The sequence below is a fragment of the Mesorhizobium sp. M0802 genome, from assembly GCF_040320115.1.
Lineage (GTDB): Bacteria > Pseudomonadota > Alphaproteobacteria > Rhizobiales > Rhizobiaceae > Mesorhizobium.
Window position 1 is genome coordinate 76,103 of the sequence record NZ_JAMYOY010000017.1, and the last position, 16,669, is coordinate 92,771.

Below are 16,669 nucleotides of genomic sequence, written 5' to 3' on the forward strand. Positions count from 1 at the left end.
GGCCGAAGCCATCACGTGCCTGAGGCGATTGCGCCAGCCTTCGCGGCTGCGGCGTCGGTGCCTGCCTTGTCCTCCCAGGTCACCGCCCGGTAGTCGAAACCATATTCCAGCGTCGGTTTGACGATGCGGAAGAATGGCGACAGGTCGAAGTCGCGCGGCGTGTAGAGCGAGTAGTGGCGGATGTGCAGGATTTCGCGGCGCGAATAGTTCGACTGCGCCGAGGCGCGCCCGGGCGCGCGGGTGATCTCGGGCATTATCGGATAGCGGATCTCGCCATAGGCTTCGGCGATCAGGGTCGAGCAGATGGCGCGCGTCGGGTCGCCGGAGCCGAAAGCCAGCATGCGGCGGCGCCAGCGCACCGGCACCGGCGGCGTCGGCAGGAAAAAGCGCAGCATGTCGAAAATGTTCTTGAGATCGTATTTCAGGCCGAGCTTGCCGATCATGAAGGCGACGACATGGTCGCGGTCTTCCGGGGTCAGCCCGCTCGCCCGGCAGATACGGGTGTTGTAGGCGCGGTAGCGCGACAGCGGCACGGCGACACAGCCTTCGCCGAGCGTGACTTCGATCAGCCGACGCCGTTCCGATCCGTCCTCCGGCTCGGACAAGGCATCGCCGATATAGAAGGCCGCATGCGACCAGGTCGACTGGGTCAGGTATTTGATCGCCGCCGAGATCTTCTGGTTGCCTTCGATGAGCAGGATGTCGCCGGGCTCGAGCGTGCGCCGCAACGTCTCGGCGTCGGACGGCGTGTAGGGCTCATAGCCGGAGGATTCGTCCTGCAGCCGGCCGGCAAGCCAGCGGCCAAGTCGGTCGAGAAGCGTGTCGCGCGGCGCGGTCATGGCAAAGTGTGACTAGCACGAGGTGACGTCCTCGGCCATGATCAACCGACCGGGACCTCTTTCGACAATGCCGGGCCGGCGAGGTCGTCGCGCGCATTGCGCGCGAGTTTCTTCGTCAAGCGCTTGGGGCTGTCGCCGAACAGCTCGGCCGCTCCGGCGAGGCAGCTCTTCTTCAGGCTTTTTTCCGAGCGCTTCAAAAGCTTGCCAAGAAGCCTTGTGTCCTGCGCATCGCCGAGCGGCTCACCGTCGGCCTCGAGCAACACGCGCATGACGAAGACGTCGTGCAGTTCGCCGAGTTTTTCGCCAAGTTCATCAACTGCCTTGCGCAGCACCTTGATCGGCGTCGGCCACAGCCGGCCGAGCAGCGACAAATGCATCGAGTGGGTCTTGGCAGCCTTGCGCAGATCGTGGAAATCCTCTGCTTCGCCGCGCGATCCCGCCCGGTCCAGCGCCTTCCTGGCACGGCGCAAGGTCTTGCGAGCGCCTTCCGCAACCACATCGGCTGCATGCTCAGGCAGATCGGGGAGCAGCAGCCGCTCTATCCTGATGAGGCCTTCCTCGCAGGCGGCGGTGGCCGCGCCTATGGCGGCGTCGAGGCCGGCGCCGGCATGCATTTCATGCTGGCGGGCAATCAGCCGGTCGCGCACGCTGTCGAGGCCGCCGCCGGCAACCTGCTCGGGAAAGGCGGCTGCCAGCCGGTCGACGGTCTCGACCAGCGCGGTCGCCTCGCGCGGCCCGGCAAGCAGCGCCGCCACCTGACGGTAGCATTGGTTCTCAGTCCGACAGAATGTTTCATTTCCGGAACGGACCAGCCGCAGCAAGGCGCGCGCGCTCTTCAGCCGCTTGCGGCATTTGTGCAATGCCTGCTCCGGCTGGTCGCGCGCGACGGCCAGATGGGCAAGCGCCTTGCCGATCTCCTCGCCAAGGATACGCCTGACCTCGCCGGTCAGCGGCAGGCGCGGATCGATGCGAAAGCTCATGCGGCGATCTCCGGAATCCCCCTAGAGCATGATGCCGAAAAGTGTGAAGCGGTTTTCGGACGACATCATGGTCCATCTCTTTTGATTTAGAGCCGGATTCCGATTTTAGGTCGACCCGACCTAAAATCATCCGGCTCTAGGGCGAGCGACGCGTTGTAAAATCTCTGCTCGCCGGTCACTTCGCGGCCGAGCCAATCAGGCAGCATTTCGTCAGGTACATCCTCCGGCGTCTCCAGTTCGGCCACCACAAGGCCGGCTAGAATCCCGCCGAAAACATCGACTTCGTAGAGATAGCCGCGATGCCTAACATGGTGGCGTGTCTTCTCGATGACATGTCCGATGGCGAAGGCCAGCATCTCCTCTGCGTCCGCCAGTGGAATTTCATATTCGTATTCGTCACGCTCGCGGATCTTGCTGCCGAATTTGAGCGTCAGCTTCGCCGAACTGCCGTCGCTGATGCGCACGCGCACGGTGCGGCCAGGTGCTGCGGCAAGGTAGAACTGGCGAATGCGTATATTCGCCTCGGCCATTTCTAGCCATTCGGCGGTGGAGACCAGGAACTTGCGTTCGACTTCCTTGCCCATGGCCGCGCACTAAAGCGTCTGCGGCCCGACATGGCAAGCGGCCGTAGGCAATCAATTTGACTTTAATCAATCGATTGATTAAACAGGCCGACATGATCAAATCCGCGCCCGACAAAATGCCCCGCCAGGAGACATCGCCCGCCGAGCAGACGCGCGCCGCACTGGTGCTGGCCGCGCTCAAACTGTTCGGGCGGCAGGGCTTCGACGGCACCTCGACGCGCGAGATCGCGGCGGAGGCGAAGGCCAACATCGGCTCCATCGCCTATCATTTCGGCGGCAAGGAAGGGCTCCGCGGGGCCGCCGCCGACCACATCGTCGAGACCATCCAGTCGGTTGCCGGCCAGGCGCTCGGCGGCACGCTGCTGCAAGGTCAAGCCAGTTCAGAGACGGCGCGGGCGCAGCTCTCGACCGCATTGGAGCGGATGGTAGGATTTATCGTCGCCCGGCCGGAGGCGGGCGAGATCGTACAATTCGTACTTAGAGAGTTGTCGCATCCGACGGCCGCCCTCGACCGTATCTATGACGGGGTGTTCGAACCGACGCATCGCCGCCTCTGCCAGATCTGGGAACAGGCGACGGGCGAGCCGGCCGAAAGCGAGGCCACCAAGCTCGTGGTCTTCACGCTGATCGGCCAGGTCATCTATTTCCGCATCGGCCGCGAAGCAGTGATGCGTCGTATGGGCTGGCGCGAGATCGGCAACACCGAGGCCGTTAAAGTGGTGGCGGCTGTCACGGGCAATCTTGGCGCCATACTGGCGGCCCGCAATCCGGTCGCCCGCAAGGAGGGCAAGCGATGAGTTTTCTCTGTTCCCTGCCTCTCGCGGCCAAGCTGTTCGGCGCCTGCGCGCCGGCAGCGCCGCTTGCCGTCGGCTATGTCGAGGGCGACTATGTCTTGCTGGCGCCGATCGAAGTGGCGCAGGTCGAGACCGTGGCGGTCAAGCGCGGCGACCGTGTTGTATCAGGCACGCAGGTGGTGACGCTGGAAAGCGCAGACGCAAAAATCGCCGTGGCCCAGGCTGAAGCGGCCCTCGCCCAGGCGCAGGCGCAGCTGGCCGACCTGCAGATCGGCAAGCGGCCGGAAGAGATCGCGGTGCTGAAGGCCGAGGTCGACATGGCCAAGGCCCAGGCGACGGATGCCAAGCGCAAATACGACCGCGCCGCCGACCTGTTCAAGCGCGGTGCCGGCACGCAGGCCGACTACGACACCGCCGCCGCGACGCTGGAGACCGCCAATGCGCAGGTCGGCCAGGCGCAGGCCAACCTCGCCGTCGGCGGTCTGCCTGCGCGTCCCGAAACGATCAAGGCGGCAGACAATCAGGTCAAACAGGCACAGTCGGCGTTGGAACAGGCTGAGTGGCGGCTATCGAAGCGCGTGCTGGCTGCACCCTCGCCCGGCCGCATCAATGACGTCATCCGCAATCCCGGCGACACCGCTGGTCCGACCGCGCCTGTCATTTCGATGTTGCCGGACGGTGCGGTGAAGCTCAGCGTCTATGTCCCGGAAAGTGCGTTCTCGTCGATCAAAGTCGGCACGCTGCTTGTCGTCCATTGCGACGGCTGCGGGCCGGAGGTGAAGGCGCGCGTCAGCTATGTCTCGCCCGACCCGGAATTCACCCCGCCGGTGATCTACTCGCTCGAGAACCGGCAGAAGCTGGTCTACCTCGTCGAGGCGCGGCCTGAGGGCAAGGCGCAAGCGCTGCAGCCCGGACAGATCGTCGATGTCGAGCTGGCGGCCTCCGCAAAATGAACGCCATCGACGTTCATGGCCTGGTCAAGCGTTTCGGCGACAAGACTGTCGTCGACCATGTGACGATGACGGTGGCCGAGGGCGAGATCGTCGGCTTTCTCGGGCCCAACGGGTCCGGCAAGACGACGACCATCCGCATCATGTGCGGCCTGCTGACGCCCGACGAGGGCGAGGGTACGGTGCTGGGTTTCAACATCCGCACCGAGTCGCTCCGCATCAAGCGCGAAGTCGGCTACATGACGCAGAAATTCTCGTTCTACGAGGATTTGACGATCGGCGAGAATCTCGAATTCGTGGCGCGGCTCTACCGGCTGAAGCCGGTCGAGGAGCATGTGTCGAAAACGCTGGACGAGCTTAGCCTGACGAGCCGCCGCAACCAGCTCGCCGGCACGCTGTCGGGCGGCTGGAAGCAGCGGCTGGCACTGGCCGCCTGCATCATGCACAAGCCGAAGCTGCTGCTGCTCGACGAGCCGACCGCCGGCGTCGATCCGAAGGCGCGGCGCGAATTCTGGGACGAGATCCACCGGCTGGCGAGCGGCGGTCTGACCGTGCTGGTGTCCACCCACTACATGGACGAAGCCGAGCGCTGCCACCGAATCAGCTACATCTCCTACGGCAAGATGCTGGCCACCGGCACGGTGGACGAGGTGGTGACGAATGCCGGTCTGACCACCTTCGTGCTGCAGGGACCGCGCCTCGACCAGGTCGCCGATGCACTCAGGGACCGGCCCGGCGTCGACCAGGTGGCGCCGTTCGGCGCGACGCTGCATGTCGTCGGCTCCGACAAGGCAAAGCTCGAAAAGGCGCTCGCCGATGTCGAGAAGGAGCACAAGGGTGTCAGCGTAAAACCCGGCGAGACCAGCCTCGAGGACGTCTTCATTCAGTTCATGTCCGGCTCGAAGGACAATATGGCATGAACAGCGTCTTCTCCTTCGCCAGGCTCGGTGCGCTGCTGATCAAGGAATTCATCCAGATGCGGCGCGACCGCATCACCTTCGCCATGATGCTGGGCGTGCCGCTTTTGCAGCTGGTGCTGTTCGGCTACGCCATCAACAACGATCCCAAAAGCCTGCCTGCCGCACTGGTGGCGACCAGCAACGACCCCTACACCCGCGCCATTGTCGCGGCCCTGCAGACGACCGGCTACTACCGCTTCGACCATGTTGCGCAAAGTGCCGAGGCTGCCGAATTCCTGATGGCGCGCGGCGATGTCGCCTTCGTCGTCACCATCCCGGCCGATTTCGGCCGCCGGGTGGAGCGCGGCGACAATCCGCAGATACTCATCGAGGCCGACGCCACCGACCCGGCCGCTGCCAGCGGCGCCATCTCGACGCTAAGCAAAGTGGCCAGCCAGGCGCTGCTTCGGGCGCAAGGGATGCAGGAGGCGGCGAGTGAGGCCGCCAGGGGCCAGCTCGATGTGGTGGTGCACCAGCGCTACAATCCGGAAGGCATCTCGCAATACAACATCGTGCCCGGCCTGCTCGGCGTCATCCTGCAGATGACCCTGGTGATGATGACCTCGATCGCGCTGACCCGCGAGACCGAGCGCGGCACTATGGAAAACCTGCTCGCCATGCCGTCCAGCCCGTTCGAGATCATGCTGGGCAAGGTGCTGCCCTATCTGGTGGTCGGCGGCGTCCAGGTGGTCGTCGTGCTGGCGGCGTCGAAGCTTCTGTTCGCCATTCCTTTCACCGGCTCGATGTCGCTGCTGCTTACAGCCGTATTGGTGTTCGTGCTGGCGCTGGTGCTGCTTGGCTACACCATCTCGACCATCGCCCGCACGCAGATGCAGGCGCTGCAGCTGACCTTCTTCTTCTTCCTGCCGTCGATCCTTTTATCCGGCTTCATGTTCCCCTATCGCGGCATGCCGGGCTGGGCGCAGACCTTCGGCGAGATCTTTCCGCTGACGCATTTTCTGCGCATCACTCGCGCGGTGATGCTGAAGGGCGCCGAATTGCCGGCGGTGGCGGGCGAGATCGCTTGGCTGGTGGGGTTCGTGGTGCTGTTTGCCGGCGTAGCACTGGTGCGATTCAGGCGGACGCTGGACTAGACGCCGCAGGAGCTACCCAGTGTTGGTATAGGCCTTCGCGGCGTCGGGAGAAATGCTTCGCCGATCTCCAAGGCGTGCGACTGCCACTAGCCGTTGAGCGATCTCGGACCGCTGACGAAGGCACTGCCCTTGACATAAAACCGCAGCGGGCGGGCGGCATCCTTGGTGATGCCGATGCGGATGCCCTGGCCGATGTCGCCGGCCTGATGTTCGTCGGCTGCCAGCCATAGTGGGCCTTGCCGGCAGAGATCGATGCCATCGAGTGAGCGGTCGATCCGCAAGGCCTGGGCGAGCCGCCCCGGCCCGCGCGCCAGATCGCGCAGGCGTTCGACACGCCGATTCTGCCGCATGACGGCAATGCCTTCGAGCGGTTCGAGCGCCCGGATCAGCACGCCGGTGCCGGTCCCCGCTCCTTCGCTCGAGACGTTGAGCATCCAGGAGACGCCATAGGCGAGATAGACGTAAGCGTGCCCGGCCTCGAGATACATCGAACGGTTGCGCGGCGTCATCCCGCGATAGCCGTGACCGGCGGCGTCGCCGGTGACATAGGCCTCGGTCTCGACGATGCGGCCGCTGACCATGCCTTCCGGCAGTTCCCGCACCACAAGCTTGCCGATGAGATAGCGGGCGAGGGCCGCCGTATCCTCCGGCAGGTCGGTGCGATCGAGCGGGTCGTGGCGATCCAGAGCCGCTCGTATGTCATGGTCGTTCATGCAATCTCCTTGACCACCGACGCATCATGCGCTCGTCTGGAAACAAGCCTTCCAATGTTGCCGCTCGATGGGCAGTAGGTGACCCTTCAATGATTGATGCACAAGGCCTATTGCCGCGCAACAAGCATGATCTCGACTCCATCCCTCGGATGGTCGAAGCCGGCTATCCTGCGATTGCTCCGATACTGGACGAACTGTTGGATTGGACGGCTGATGGCAATTGGCCGGTCGCCAGACCTCTCGCCGATTTCCTTGTTACCTTGGGACCACCACTGATCGAGCCGATCTCTCGGATTCTTCGAGGAACCGATGAAACGCACAAGTGGCACTGCATGAACCTGATCTTGCACAAACTGCCGATCGATGTTCTCGGCGGCCTGGAAGAGGACCTGCGGCGACTGGCCGATCAGCCAAGCGAGGCTGACAAACGGGAAGGTGTGGATGTTGAAGCGCGCGAGGCTTTGCTTCGTATCGAACGCATTAGCCGCCCGCCTAGGCCGCTGCCATGATCTCGGCATAGGTGCTGAAATCGACATTGCCGCCCGACAGCACGACGGCCACGCATTTGCCTGACAGCTCGATCTCGCCCGACGAAAGGGCGGCCAGCGCCACGCAGCCGCCGGGTTCGACCACCAGCTTGAGATGGGCCATGGCGTCGCGCACCGCCTGTGCGGCCGCCTTGTCGGAGACGGCGATGGCGCCGGCGAGGTTCTTGCGGTTGATCTCGAAGGTGATGGCACCGGGCTCTGCGGTGAGGATGGCATCGCAGATCGAACTGTGGCCGGGCTCGTTGGAAACCCTTTTTCCCTCGATCAGCGAGCGGCGGGTGTCGTCGAAATGCTCGGGCTCAACGGCCCAGACTGCCGTGGCCGGCGAGGCATCCTTGACGGCGATCGAAATGCCGCTCGTCAGGCCGCCGCCTCCACAGGGAATGACGACCGCATCGAGGCTGACGCCGAGCGCTTTTGCCTGGCGCATCAGTTCGAGACCGATCGTGCCCTGGCCGGCGATGATGGCCGGATCGTCGAAAGGAGGCACCAGCACCATGCCCTTGTCCATGTAGGGTCGCACCACCGTCATGCGGTCGTCGCGAAAGCGGTCGAACGGCACCACTTCGGCGCCCATCTTGCGGACATTGGCGATCTTCATCGCCGGCGCGTCGGCCGGCATGGCAATGACCGCCTTGACGCCGAACATGGCAGCCGCCGCGGCGACGCCCTGAGCATGGTTGCCTGAGGAGAAGGCGACGACGCCGCGGCTGCGCTCTTCTTCGCTCAGCGAAGACAGTTTGTTGTAGGCGCCGCGGAACTTGAACGAGCCGGTGCGCTGCAGCGTCTCCGGCTTGAACAGGATGCGGCCGCCGAAGCGTTTGTTGAGTTCCAGCGATTCGATCAAGGTCGTTTCGGCGATCAGGCCGGAGAGCCGCGCGGCGGCGGCATGGATGTCGGCGATGCCGGGAAGCGTGGTCATGGCGAAGTCCTGAAAGGGATGAGATCGGCGCATGGTGCACGCAAAGGCAGGCCACGCACCAATGAAAAAATGTGACCGTTACAAAGTTTGGCGGGCATGAGCGGCGACGAGGGTCAAACTGGCCCACCTCTCCCGCCTTTATCAGCCGGGCCGTATCGGCTAAGGGCGGGGGAGCAGAATCCCGGACCGCCAGACATGACCGCCAAGCCAAAACCCCTGTTTCTCGGTATCGACACCGGTGGCACCTATACCGATGCCGTGCTGTGGTCGGAACAAGGCGGGCCAAAAGGCAAGGTGCTGGCCAAGGCCAAGGCGCTGACCACGCGGCACGATCTTGCCGTCGGCATTTCCGGCGCGGTCGATGCGGTGCTGGGAAAATCGGCCACCGATCCGGCCGCGATCAAACTCGTGTCGATGTCGACGACGCTCGCCACCAATGCGCTGGTCGAGGGCCAGGGTGGGCGTGTGGCGCTCATCATGATCGGCTTTACCGGGGCCGACCTTGCGCGCGACGGGCTGAAGACGGCGCTCGGCACCGATCCGGTGGTGTTTTGTCCGGGCGGCCATGACGTGCACGGCAATGCGGCCAAGCTCGATCTGTCGGGGCTGGAAGCAGCACTCCCTGAACTCGGCGCCTCGGTGTCGGGCTTTGCCGTGTGCGCCTATTTCGCCACCCGCAACCCGGCGCATGAACTCGCCGCGCGCGACCTCATCCGCGAAAAGACCGGCCTGCCGGTGACCGCCAGCCATGAATTGTCGGCCAAGCTCGGCGGTCCGCGTCGCGCGCTCACCACCTTGCTCAACGCCAGGCTGATCTCGATGATCGACCGGCTGGTGGCGGCAACCGAAGGATTTTTGGAAGCCCGCAACATCGCAGCGCCCCTGATGGTGGTGCGCGGCGATGGCGCGCTGGTTTCGGCGGCGTTTGCCCGCCAGCGGCCGATCGAGACCATCCTCTCCGGCCCGGCCGCCAGCCTGGTCGGCGCCCGCCACATGACGGGCCTGGACAACGCCATGGTGTCCGACATTGGCGGCACCACCACCGATGTCGCCGTGCTCGACGGCGGCCGTCCTCGGCTCGATCCCGAAGGCGCCACTGTCGGCGGCTTCCGCACCATGGTCGAGGCGGTCGCCATGCGCACCTTCGGCCTCGGCGGAGATTCCGAAGTGGCGCTGGAAGATGGCGCGCTCAACCCGAAAATCCTGCTCGGGCCGCGCCGCCTGGTGCCACTGGCGCTGGCCGGCATGATGCATGGTGCTTCAGTGACATCGGAGCTCGAGCGCCAGCTCAGGGCGCCCAACCCCGGCCGCATGGACAGCCGCTTTGCGTTGCGCACCGGCGTGCCGGACAGGCTCGCCGCCGGCCTGACCGCGCCCGAGGCGAAACTGTATGAACTGATTGGTGCCGTGCCGCTCGCCATCGACAGGCTGCTCACCTCGAACGCCCAGAACGCCACGCTGAACCGGCTGGTCTCGCGCGGTCTTGTGCATATCTCGGGCTTCACCCCCTCGGACGCCGCCCATGTGCTCGGCAAGCAGGCCAACTGGGACCCGCTTGCGGCCCGGCTCGGCGCCGAACTGTTTGCCCGCAAGCGTGATGGGCGAGGCCAGTACATCGCGCCGTCTCCGGAGGTGATTTCCGAACGCGTGCTGCTGACGCTCACGCGCTGGTCGGCCGAATACATTCTGGAGACAGCCTTTGCCGAGGATGGGCTGGATGGCGCCGCCACCGTCGCGCATGCGCTGGTGCAGCGCGCCGTCGATTCCCATCCCGGCATCGCAAGGCTCAGCGTCGCGCTCGATCGTCCGGTCATTGGCCTCGGCGCCTCGGCGCCGCTGCACTATGCCGGCTTGGCCGAGCTGGTCGGTAATGAGTGCGTGGTGCCGGAGGATACCGATGTCGCCAACGCGCTCGGCGCCGTCGTCGGCCAGGTCCGCGTCTCGGCCGAAGCCCGCGTCAGCCAGCCCAAGGAAGGTTTGTTCCGGGTCGCGTCGGGGCAAACGGTGCGCGACTTCACCGACGAGGCCGAGGCGATCGCGGCAGCGGAGGCTGATGTGCGGGCGATCGTAGCCGCGCGCGCGAAGGATGCCGGCACGGATAATGCCGAGATCGACGTTTCGACCGAGTTCGAGGTGTCTACGGTTGAGGCCCAACGGATGTTTATCGAAGCGCATGTGGTGGCGGTTGCATCGGGTCGGCCGAGGATCGCGGTTTAGGGTAATCTCCCCCACGAGGGGGGAGATCAGCAGCTTCAAAATCCCCGGCTTCACCCTAAGCTGAATTGACCCTTCACCCCTGACATGCCAAAGGCCGCAAAGCCTTTCATCTGGAGAAGCCCTGATGACCGATCGCGTCGAGATCGCCGGATTGCGGATTGCCCGCGAACTGCATGACTTTGTCGGCGAGGCGCTGCCGGGTACCGGTATTGCCGCGGACGTTTTCTGGAACGGCTTTTCGGCCATAGTGCATGATCTGGCGCCGAAGAACCGAGCGCTGTTGGCCAAACGCGACGCCATGCAGGAACAGATCGACGCCTGGCACCGCGCCAATGGCGCGCCCATCGATATGGAGGCCTACAAAAGCTTCTTGCGTGAGATCGGCTATCTCGTGCCCGAAGGGCTGGCCTTCTCCGTGTCGACCGACAATGTCGACCCCGAGATCGCCACCGTTGCCGGGCCGCAGCTGGTGGTGCCGGTGATGAATGCGCGTTATGCGATCAACGCCGCCAATGCCCGCTGGGGCTCGCTCTACGATGCGCTCTACGGCACCGACGCCATTGCCGAGACCGGTGGCGCCGAGAAGGGTAAAAGCTTCAACCCCGTGCGCGGCGCCAAGGTGGTTGCCTGGGCGAAGAGTTTTCTGGACGAGTCCGTGCCGCTCACCTCGGGCAAATGGGCCGGCGTGAACGGGCTGACGGTTTCGGGTGGCACCTTGCGGCTCGGCGCCGGCGCCGGCGGCACCACGCTGGCCAACCCGAAACAATTTGCCGGCTATCGCGGCGACGGCGCCAACCCGGAAGCCATCCTGCTGGTCCAGAACGGCCTGCACATCGAGATCCTCATCGACCGCACCAACCAGATCGGCCGCACCGACCCGGCCGGCATTGCCGACGTGATCCTGGAATCGGCGCTGACCACCATCCAGGACTGCGAGGATTCGGTCGCGGCGGTGGATGCCGAGGACAAGGTCATCGTCTACCGCAACTGGCTCGGCCTGATGAAGGGCGATCTGGCGGAGGAAATCAGCAAGGGCGGCAAAACCTTCACGCGCAAGCTCAATCCGGACCGCGCCTGGACTGCGCCCAGTGGTGGCGCGCTGAGCTTGCCTGGCCGCTCGCTGATGCTGGTGCGAAACGTCGGTCACCTCATGACCAATCCGGCCATCCTCGACCGCGATGGCAACGAGGTGCCGGAAGGCATCTTGGATGCGGCGATGACGGCGCTGATCGCGCTGCACGATGTCGGCGCCAACGGGCGTCGGATGAATTCCCGCGCGGGCTCGATGTATGTGGTGAAGCCGAAGATGCATGGGCCGGAGGAAGTCGCCTTCGCAGTCGAGATTTTCGACCGCGTCGAAGCGCTGCTCGGTATGGCGGCAAACACCATCAAGATGGGCATCATGGACGAGGAGCGGCGCACCACCGTCAACCTCAAGGAGGCGATCCGCGCCGCCAAGGAACGCGTCGTGTTCATCAACACCGGCTTCCTCGACCGCACCGGCGACGAGATCCACACCTCGATGGAAGCCGGGCCGATGATCCGCAAGGGCGACATGAAGCAGGCCGCCTGGATTTCCGCCTACGAGGCGTGGAATGTCGACGCCGGGCTCGAATGCGGGCTGGCCGGTCATGCCCAGATCGGCAAGGGCATGTGGGCGATGCCCGATCTGATGGCGGCGATGCTGGAACAGAAGATCGCGCATCCCAAGGCCGGCGCCAACACCGCCTGGGTGCCGTCGCCGACGGCGGCGACGTTGCACGCCACGCACTATCACAAGGTCGATGTCCATGCCGTCCAGGCGGCGCTCAAGAGCCGGCCGAAGGCGAAGCTCGATGATATATTGTCGGTGCCGGTGGCGGTGCGGCCGAACTGGACCCCCGACGAGATCCAGCGCGAGCTCGACAACAATGCGCAAGGCATTCTGGGCTATGTCGTGCGCTGGATCGACCAGGGCGTCGGCTGCTCGAAAGTGCCCGACATCAACGATGTCGGCCTGATGGAAGACCGCGCCACGCTGCGCATCTCCTCCCAGCACATCGCCAACTGGCTGCACCACAAGGTTTGCTCCGAAATTCAGGTGATGGATTCGCTGCGGCGCATGGCAGCGATCGTCGACCTCCAAAATGTCGGCGACCCGCTCTACCGCCCGATGGCCACCGATTTCGACAATTCCATCGCCTTCCACGCCGCCTGCGACCTGGTGTTTAGAGGCCGCGAACAGCCGAATGGCTATACGGAACCGGTGCTGCACGCACGGCGGCTGGAGCTGAAGGCGAAAGAGCGGGCCTGATCCTGCGGCGGAAAGGCGTCGGCTGAGGCTGCGCAGCTTCGCGACCGCACTCGTGGGAAGACGCTGCCTCCATTGCCTGCAATCACTAATTTAGCCTGCAGCGTGACTGTTTTGACACAGGTTTCGCAAGGATTTGGGTGTATTGCTAAGACATTGATCAATTGATGGTCGGGTCGGGGACATCCATGCGGCTTTTTGCAGGAATTTTGCTGGTTGCGGGCATGACTGTGACCGGGGCCAATGCAGCGGATTTCGTTGAACCGGTAGCCTCCACCTATTCATGGACCGGCTTTTACATCGGCGCGAATGCGGGTGGCGCCTTTGGCAATATCGACGGCAACTTCATAGGCATCACTGGATCGGCCGACATCAGCGACTTCACCGGCGGTGTCCTGGTCGGTGCCAACTATCAATCCGGCCCGTGGGTTTTCGGTATCGAAGGCGACATAAATTATCTGGGCTTCAAGCAGGAATTCGACGACGGCGGTCTTTTTGCGCGTGCAAGTCTGGATGCCTACGGGACGATCCGGGGTCGCGTCGGCTACGCATTCGATCAGTTTCTGCCCTATGTCACCGCTGGCCTTGCCGTAGGCAATGTCAAGATCGACGAACATGTCTTCAACGAAACCGAAACCAAGCTTCAGACCGGATATGCGGTCGGCGGCGGTGCGGAATATGCTTTCAACAACAATTGGACCGTTCGCGCGGAATATCTATACGTCGACCTCGGCAAGAAGGATTTCGGGTTCGATCCCGTCGATCCTTACAACGTGAAGACGAATTTCAGCGTCGTTCGCGCAGCCTTCGCCTACAAGTTCTGACTTTTAGCAAAGCCAGACATCATCGGTTCTTGATATCGGTCCGGGCGGACAGCTAGCCATCCCGACAAAGCAGGCTAGGCTTCGTCACGCCGCCTGCGCTACCCGCTCCGACATCATGCGGTAGGAAATCGCCTCGGCCAGGTGGATGCGGCCGACGGCCTCGCTGGCGTCGAGGTCGGCCAGTGTGCGCGCCACTTTAAGCACGCGGTGATAGGCGCGCGCAGAAAAGCCGAGTTTCTCGCTGGCGTCTTTCAGCAGCGACAGGCCGGCTGCGTCCGGCGCGGCGATGTCCTCGATGACAGAAGGCGAGCAATGGGCGTTGGTGGTGGCGCTGGTGACGCCCAGCCGCTCGAACCGCTCGCGCTGGATGGTGCGGGCGCGCGCCACGCGCTGGGCGACCGCCGCGCTCTTCTCCGCCCGGTCGGGCCGGATCAGGTCGGCGGCCGAGACAGCCGGTACCTCGATCCTGAGGTCGATGCGGTCGAGCAGCGGGCCTGAGATGCGCGCCTGGTAGTCGGTGCGGCAGCGTTCGCCGCGCAGGCAGCGATAGCCGGGCTCGCCGGCCATGCCGCAACGGCACGGGTTCATCGCCGCTACCAGCTGGATGCGCGCTGGATAGGTGACGCGGTGGTTGGCGCGCGCGATCATGCAGTCGCCGGTCTCCAGCGGCTGGCGCAGCCCATCCAAGGTCTGCGGCGTGAATTCGGGAAACTCGTCCAGGAACAGGACGCCGTTATGGGCAAGCGATACTTCGCCCGGCCGCGCCCTGATGCCGCCGCCGACCATTGCCGCCATCGAAGCCGAATGGTGCGGGGCGCGGAACGGCCGCCGGTCGGTGAGCTTGCCTTCGCCGAGCTCGCCGGCCACCGAGGCGATCATCGAGACTTCAAGAAGTTCCTTGGGCGCCAGTGGTGGCAGAATTGAAGGCAGCCTCTGCGCCAGCATGGATTTTCCCGAGCCGGGAGGCCCGACCATCAACAGATTGTGGCCACCGGCCGCCGCCACTTCCAGCGCCCGCTTGGCGCTTTCCTGGCCCTTGATGTCGGAAAGGTCGGGCAGGTCGCGGGCCGAGACATGGATGCCGGGCTCGGGCCGCGACAGCACCTGCGTGCCGCGAAAATGATTGGCGATGGCAATCAGGCTGCGCGGCGCCAATATGTCGAAATCCTTGCCCGCCCAGGCCGCTTCCGGCCCGCAGCCGAACGGGCAGATCAGGCCTTTTCCCTCGGCATTGGCGCCGATCGCCGCCGGCAGCGCACCGGCGACCGTGGCAATGGTGCCGTCGAGCGACAATTCTCCGAGCACGACATAGGAGGCCAGCATGTCGCCCGGAATGGCGCCGAGTGCAGCCATCAGGCCGAGCGCGATCGGCAGATCGTAATGGCTGCCTTCCTTGGGAAGATCGGCAGGCGCCAGGTTGACCGTCACCTTCTTCGACGGCATCGACAGCCCCGACGCATGCAGTGCCGCCTGCACGCGCTCGCGGCTTTCGGCCACCGCCTTGTCGGCCAGCCCGACGATCTGCATGCCGACCTTGCCCGGCGCAATCATCACCTGGACATCGACCGGCACGGCCTCGATGCCCTGGAAAGCCACCGTGCGAACCCGCGCCACCATCTTGCTCTGCCCCCGGATACCGGCTCGCCTCGGCCTTGTGGTTCAGACCGCGAGCGACGTCAGGACAAGACAACCATAGATTTCAGGCCAAGGCAAGAACATTACAGGAACATGCATTCGTGGTGGTTGCAGCGCGCTGTGCCGGTTGCAAAAACGGAAGATGGTTAAGCAAAATGGAACGGCTGCTCCGCCTCCTCGACCGCGTTTAACAAGGGCGACTAGGCCCTTCGGCAATCTGAGGGTGTTGCTTCTAAGCGGTGATGAAGGCATCGACCGAACCTGAAAGCGATCGATCGATCGCGACCTGCGGTGGAAGCCACTCCATGACAGGATATCTGAAAGGCCAAGGCAGGGCGATCCGGCGCGAAGAGCCGCTCTCCAGAAAAATCTCGTTTACAAGGTCTATGAACCGCCCGCGGTCTCGTTCGATTCGTTTCAAAGTTTGCGAACGAATGTAATCCCGGGGAATTCGTCGCTCCTTCAGCGCTAAGACAGCCTCCGCGATGGATCGAGGATCGGGTGGAACTGTGAGCGAATAGTCGTCATCCAGATAAAGGTCTCGGCCGCCATGGTTCGGCGTCGTGACTACTGGAAGGCCCGCGAGAAGATATTCCGTGCTGGCGAACATTGGTCCTTCCAGGTGAGAGAGACAGATTCCCACGGCTGCACGATTTAGATGCGTGTTCACCTGAGCCGGTGCCAATCGGACCGGCTTGCCGGTGCCGTCAAACTCGTTGATAAAGACGTGATGCGGCGCGAGCTCCCTATGCCGATTTATTCGCGCTCTTTCCGACTCCGTCGTGGAGGACCCGCTTGAATCTCGATAGAAGACAAATGCGCAACGCTGGATGCCAAGCGACAAGTCATGGCGCTTCCACGGAGCCAGTTGCGCATTGTAGATTGCATCAAATTCTACAGGGACGTCATCGAGAGGCCTGAATATGTGTTCGGAGGTTGTTGACGTCTTGTTGTGCAGGACGGCGGCCTCGCCGGACTGATTCAACAGATCAGCCTCGGCCTGAGTGTTGGATAGGAAGATTAGCGAGTGACGGGGGTTCTTGAGTCTATGCAGAACGGCATAGGTCCGGATGGTTTTGACGCTAGCACTGTTTTCGATGGACCAGGTTGGCGAGATGAGAAACCAGGCGCGGTGGCCGCGTGGAAGGAAAGGCATATGACTTGCTAATCCGAGCGGCGTACCGGACATTCCCGAATAGGATATGAACGGATCGTCAGACAGCAAACTGGCCTGAAGAGCAGGTTGCGACTTCGCGGAAGGGTGCCCCTTTCTGAGTTTGTGGCCATGACGCAGCATGGCTCTGACAATCTCGAATTTGG

Annotated in this window: 15 protein-coding genes; 8 read left to right on the forward strand and 7 right to left on the reverse strand. The window is 63.8% G+C overall.

The window, feature by feature from the left end:
• Positions 1-11: 11 nt before the first annotated feature.
• The 3 genes from NKI10_RS22490 to NKI10_RS22500 form a co-directional block, all read right to left on the reverse strand.
• Entirely contained in the window at positions 12-839 is an 828-nt protein-coding gene (locus NKI10_RS22490) for a C40 family peptidase (RefSeq protein WP_352862007.1), read from the reverse strand.
• Positions 840-880: 41 nt separating this feature from the next.
• Positions 881-1,819 (reverse strand): CHAD domain-containing protein, encoded by a 939-nt coding sequence (locus NKI10_RS22495; protein ID WP_352862009.1) that lies wholly within the window; start codon positions 1,817-1,819, stop codon positions 881-883.
• An 86-nt stretch (positions 1,820-1,905) separates the two neighbouring features.
• The gene (locus tag NKI10_RS22500; protein WP_023739820.1) at positions 1,906-2,403 is read right to left on the reverse strand and encodes a CYTH domain-containing protein; all 498 of its coding nucleotides are present in this window, start codon (positions 2,401-2,403) and stop codon (positions 1,906-1,908) included.
• Positions 2,404-2,495: 92 nt separating this feature from the next.
• On the opposite strand from NKI10_RS22500, the gene NKI10_RS22505 reads away from it, so the two are divergent.
• Genes NKI10_RS22505 through NKI10_RS22520 form a run of 4 tightly spaced genes read left to right on the forward strand, consistent with a single transcriptional unit; the run spans position 2,496 to position 6,200 of the window.
• Positions 2,496-3,200, forward strand: coding sequence for a CerR family C-terminal domain-containing protein (locus NKI10_RS22505; RefSeq protein ID WP_352862011.1), 705 nt, complete (start codon positions 2,496-2,498; stop codon positions 3,198-3,200).
• Positions 3,197-4,150 (forward strand): HlyD family secretion protein, encoded by a 954-nt coding sequence (locus NKI10_RS22510; RefSeq protein WP_352862013.1) that lies wholly within the window; start codon positions 3,197-3,199, stop codon positions 4,148-4,150. Before NKI10_RS22505 ends, NKI10_RS22510 begins: the two co-directional genes overlap by 4 nt.
• Positions 4,147-5,067, forward strand: coding sequence for an ABC transporter ATP-binding protein (locus tag NKI10_RS22515; protein WP_352862015.1), 921 nt, complete (start codon positions 4,147-4,149; stop codon positions 5,065-5,067). The genes NKI10_RS22510 and NKI10_RS22515 overlap by 4 nt, the downstream gene beginning before the upstream one ends.
• On the forward strand, positions 5,064-6,200 hold the full coding sequence (locus NKI10_RS22520) for an ABC transporter permease (RefSeq protein WP_352862017.1): 1,137 nt from the start codon (positions 5,064-5,066) through the stop codon (positions 6,198-6,200). The genes NKI10_RS22515 and NKI10_RS22520 overlap by 4 nt, the downstream gene beginning before the upstream one ends.
• An 86-nt stretch (positions 6,201-6,286) precedes the next feature.
• Here the strand turns inward: NKI10_RS22520 and NKI10_RS22525 are convergent, their stop codons facing one another.
• Positions 6,287-6,913, reverse strand: a complete 627-nt coding sequence (locus NKI10_RS22525; protein WP_352862019.1) for a DNA-3-methyladenine glycosylase — start codon at positions 6,911-6,913, stop codon at positions 6,287-6,289.
• Between the two features lie 89 nt (positions 6,914-7,002).
• Here NKI10_RS22525 and NKI10_RS22530 point away from each other — a divergent pair, with 89 nt between their 5' ends.
• Positions 7,003-7,422 carry a DUF5071 domain-containing protein gene (locus NKI10_RS22530; protein ID WP_352862021.1) on the forward strand — a complete coding sequence of 140 codons (420 nt, stop codon included), beginning with the start codon at positions 7,003-7,005 and terminating at the stop codon, positions 7,420-7,422.
• On the opposite strand, the gene NKI10_RS22535 is transcribed toward NKI10_RS22530, so the two are convergent.
• On the reverse strand, positions 7,406-8,383 hold the full coding sequence (locus tag NKI10_RS22535; protein WP_352862023.1) for a threonine ammonia-lyase: 978 nt from the start codon (positions 8,381-8,383) through the stop codon (positions 7,406-7,408). The genes NKI10_RS22530 and NKI10_RS22535 overlap by 17 nt on opposite strands.
• 195 nt (positions 8,384-8,578) lie before the next feature.
• On the opposite strand from NKI10_RS22535, the gene NKI10_RS22540 reads away from it, so the two are divergent.
• The 3 genes from NKI10_RS22540 to NKI10_RS22550 all read left to right on the forward strand — a co-directional run bounded on the left by NKI10_RS22540 (position 8,579) and on the right by NKI10_RS22550 (position 13,714).
• Complete coding sequence (locus NKI10_RS22540; protein ID WP_352838835.1) at positions 8,579-10,600, forward strand: hydantoinase/oxoprolinase N-terminal domain-containing protein; 2,022 nt, start codon at positions 8,579-8,581, stop codon at positions 10,598-10,600.
• 124 nt (positions 10,601-10,724) lie between these two features.
• The gene (locus tag NKI10_RS22545) at positions 10,725-12,893 is read left to right on the forward strand and encodes a malate synthase G (RefSeq protein WP_352838834.1); all 2,169 of its coding nucleotides are present in this window, start codon (positions 10,725-10,727) and stop codon (positions 12,891-12,893) included.
• Between the two features lie 185 nt (positions 12,894-13,078).
• Positions 13,079-13,714 (forward strand): outer membrane protein, encoded by a 636-nt coding sequence (locus tag NKI10_RS22550; protein WP_023825822.1) that lies wholly within the window; start codon positions 13,079-13,081, stop codon positions 13,712-13,714.
• 84 nt (positions 13,715-13,798) lie between these two features.
• Here the strand turns inward: NKI10_RS22550 and NKI10_RS22555 are convergent, their stop codons facing one another.
• Both NKI10_RS22555 and NKI10_RS22560 read right to left on the reverse strand, forming a co-directional pair.
• Positions 13,799-15,331, reverse strand: a complete 1,533-nt coding sequence (locus NKI10_RS22555; RefSeq protein ID WP_352862026.1) for a YifB family Mg chelatase-like AAA ATPase — start codon at positions 15,329-15,331, stop codon at positions 13,799-13,801.
• Between the two features lie 250 nt (positions 15,332-15,581).
• On the reverse strand, positions 15,582-16,646 hold the full coding sequence (locus NKI10_RS22560; RefSeq protein ID WP_352862028.1) for a glycosyltransferase: 1,065 nt from the start codon (positions 16,644-16,646) through the stop codon (positions 15,582-15,584).
• Positions 16,647-16,669: the final 23 nt, after the last annotated feature.

Bases quoted from the DNA above. Each gene is read 5' to 3' on its own strand.
- NKI10_RS22550 (WP_023825822.1), top strand. From the start codon at position 13,079: ATGCGGCTTTTTGCAGGAATTTTGCTGGTTGCGGGCATGACTGTGACC.
- NKI10_RS22490 (WP_352862007.1), bottom strand. From the start codon at position 839: ATGACCGCGCCGCGCGACACGCTTCTCGACCGACTTGGCCGCTGGCTT.
- NKI10_RS22535 (WP_352862023.1), bottom strand. From the start codon at position 8,383: ATGACCACGCTTCCCGGCATCGCCGACATCCATGCCGCCGCCGCGCGG.
- NKI10_RS22510 (WP_352862013.1), top strand. From the start codon at position 3,197: ATGAGTTTTCTCTGTTCCCTGCCTCTCGCGGCCAAGCTGTTCGGCGCC.
- NKI10_RS22500 (WP_023739820.1), bottom strand. From the start codon at position 2,403: ATGGGCAAGGAAGTCGAACGCAAGTTCCTGGTCTCCACCGCCGAATGG.
- NKI10_RS22525 (WP_352862019.1), bottom strand. From the start codon at position 6,913: ATGAACGACCATGACATACGAGCGGCTCTGGATCGCCACGACCCGCTC.
- NKI10_RS22530 (WP_352862021.1), top strand. From the start codon at position 7,003: ATGATTGATGCACAAGGCCTATTGCCGCGCAACAAGCATGATCTCGAC.
- NKI10_RS22505 (WP_352862011.1), top strand. From the start codon at position 2,496: ATGATCAAATCCGCGCCCGACAAAATGCCCCGCCAGGAGACATCGCCC.
- NKI10_RS22540 (WP_352838835.1), top strand. From the start codon at position 8,579: ATGACCGCCAAGCCAAAACCCCTGTTTCTCGGTATCGACACCGGTGGC.
- NKI10_RS22515 (WP_352862015.1), top strand. From the start codon at position 4,147: ATGAACGCCATCGACGTTCATGGCCTGGTCAAGCGTTTCGGCGACAAG.
- NKI10_RS22555 (WP_352862026.1), bottom strand. From the start codon at position 15,331: ATGGTGGCGCGGGTTCGCACGGTGGCTTTCCAGGGCATCGAGGCCGTG.
- NKI10_RS22560 (WP_352862028.1), bottom strand. From the start codon at position 16,646: ATGCTGCGTCATGGCCACAAACTCAGAAAGGGGCACCCTTCCGCGAAG.
- NKI10_RS22520 (WP_352862017.1), top strand. From the start codon at position 5,064: ATGAACAGCGTCTTCTCCTTCGCCAGGCTCGGTGCGCTGCTGATCAAG.
- NKI10_RS22545 (WP_352838834.1), top strand. From the start codon at position 10,725: ATGACCGATCGCGTCGAGATCGCCGGATTGCGGATTGCCCGCGAACTG.
- NKI10_RS22495 (WP_352862009.1), bottom strand. From the start codon at position 1,819: ATGAGCTTTCGCATCGATCCGCGCCTGCCGCTGACCGGCGAGGTCAGG.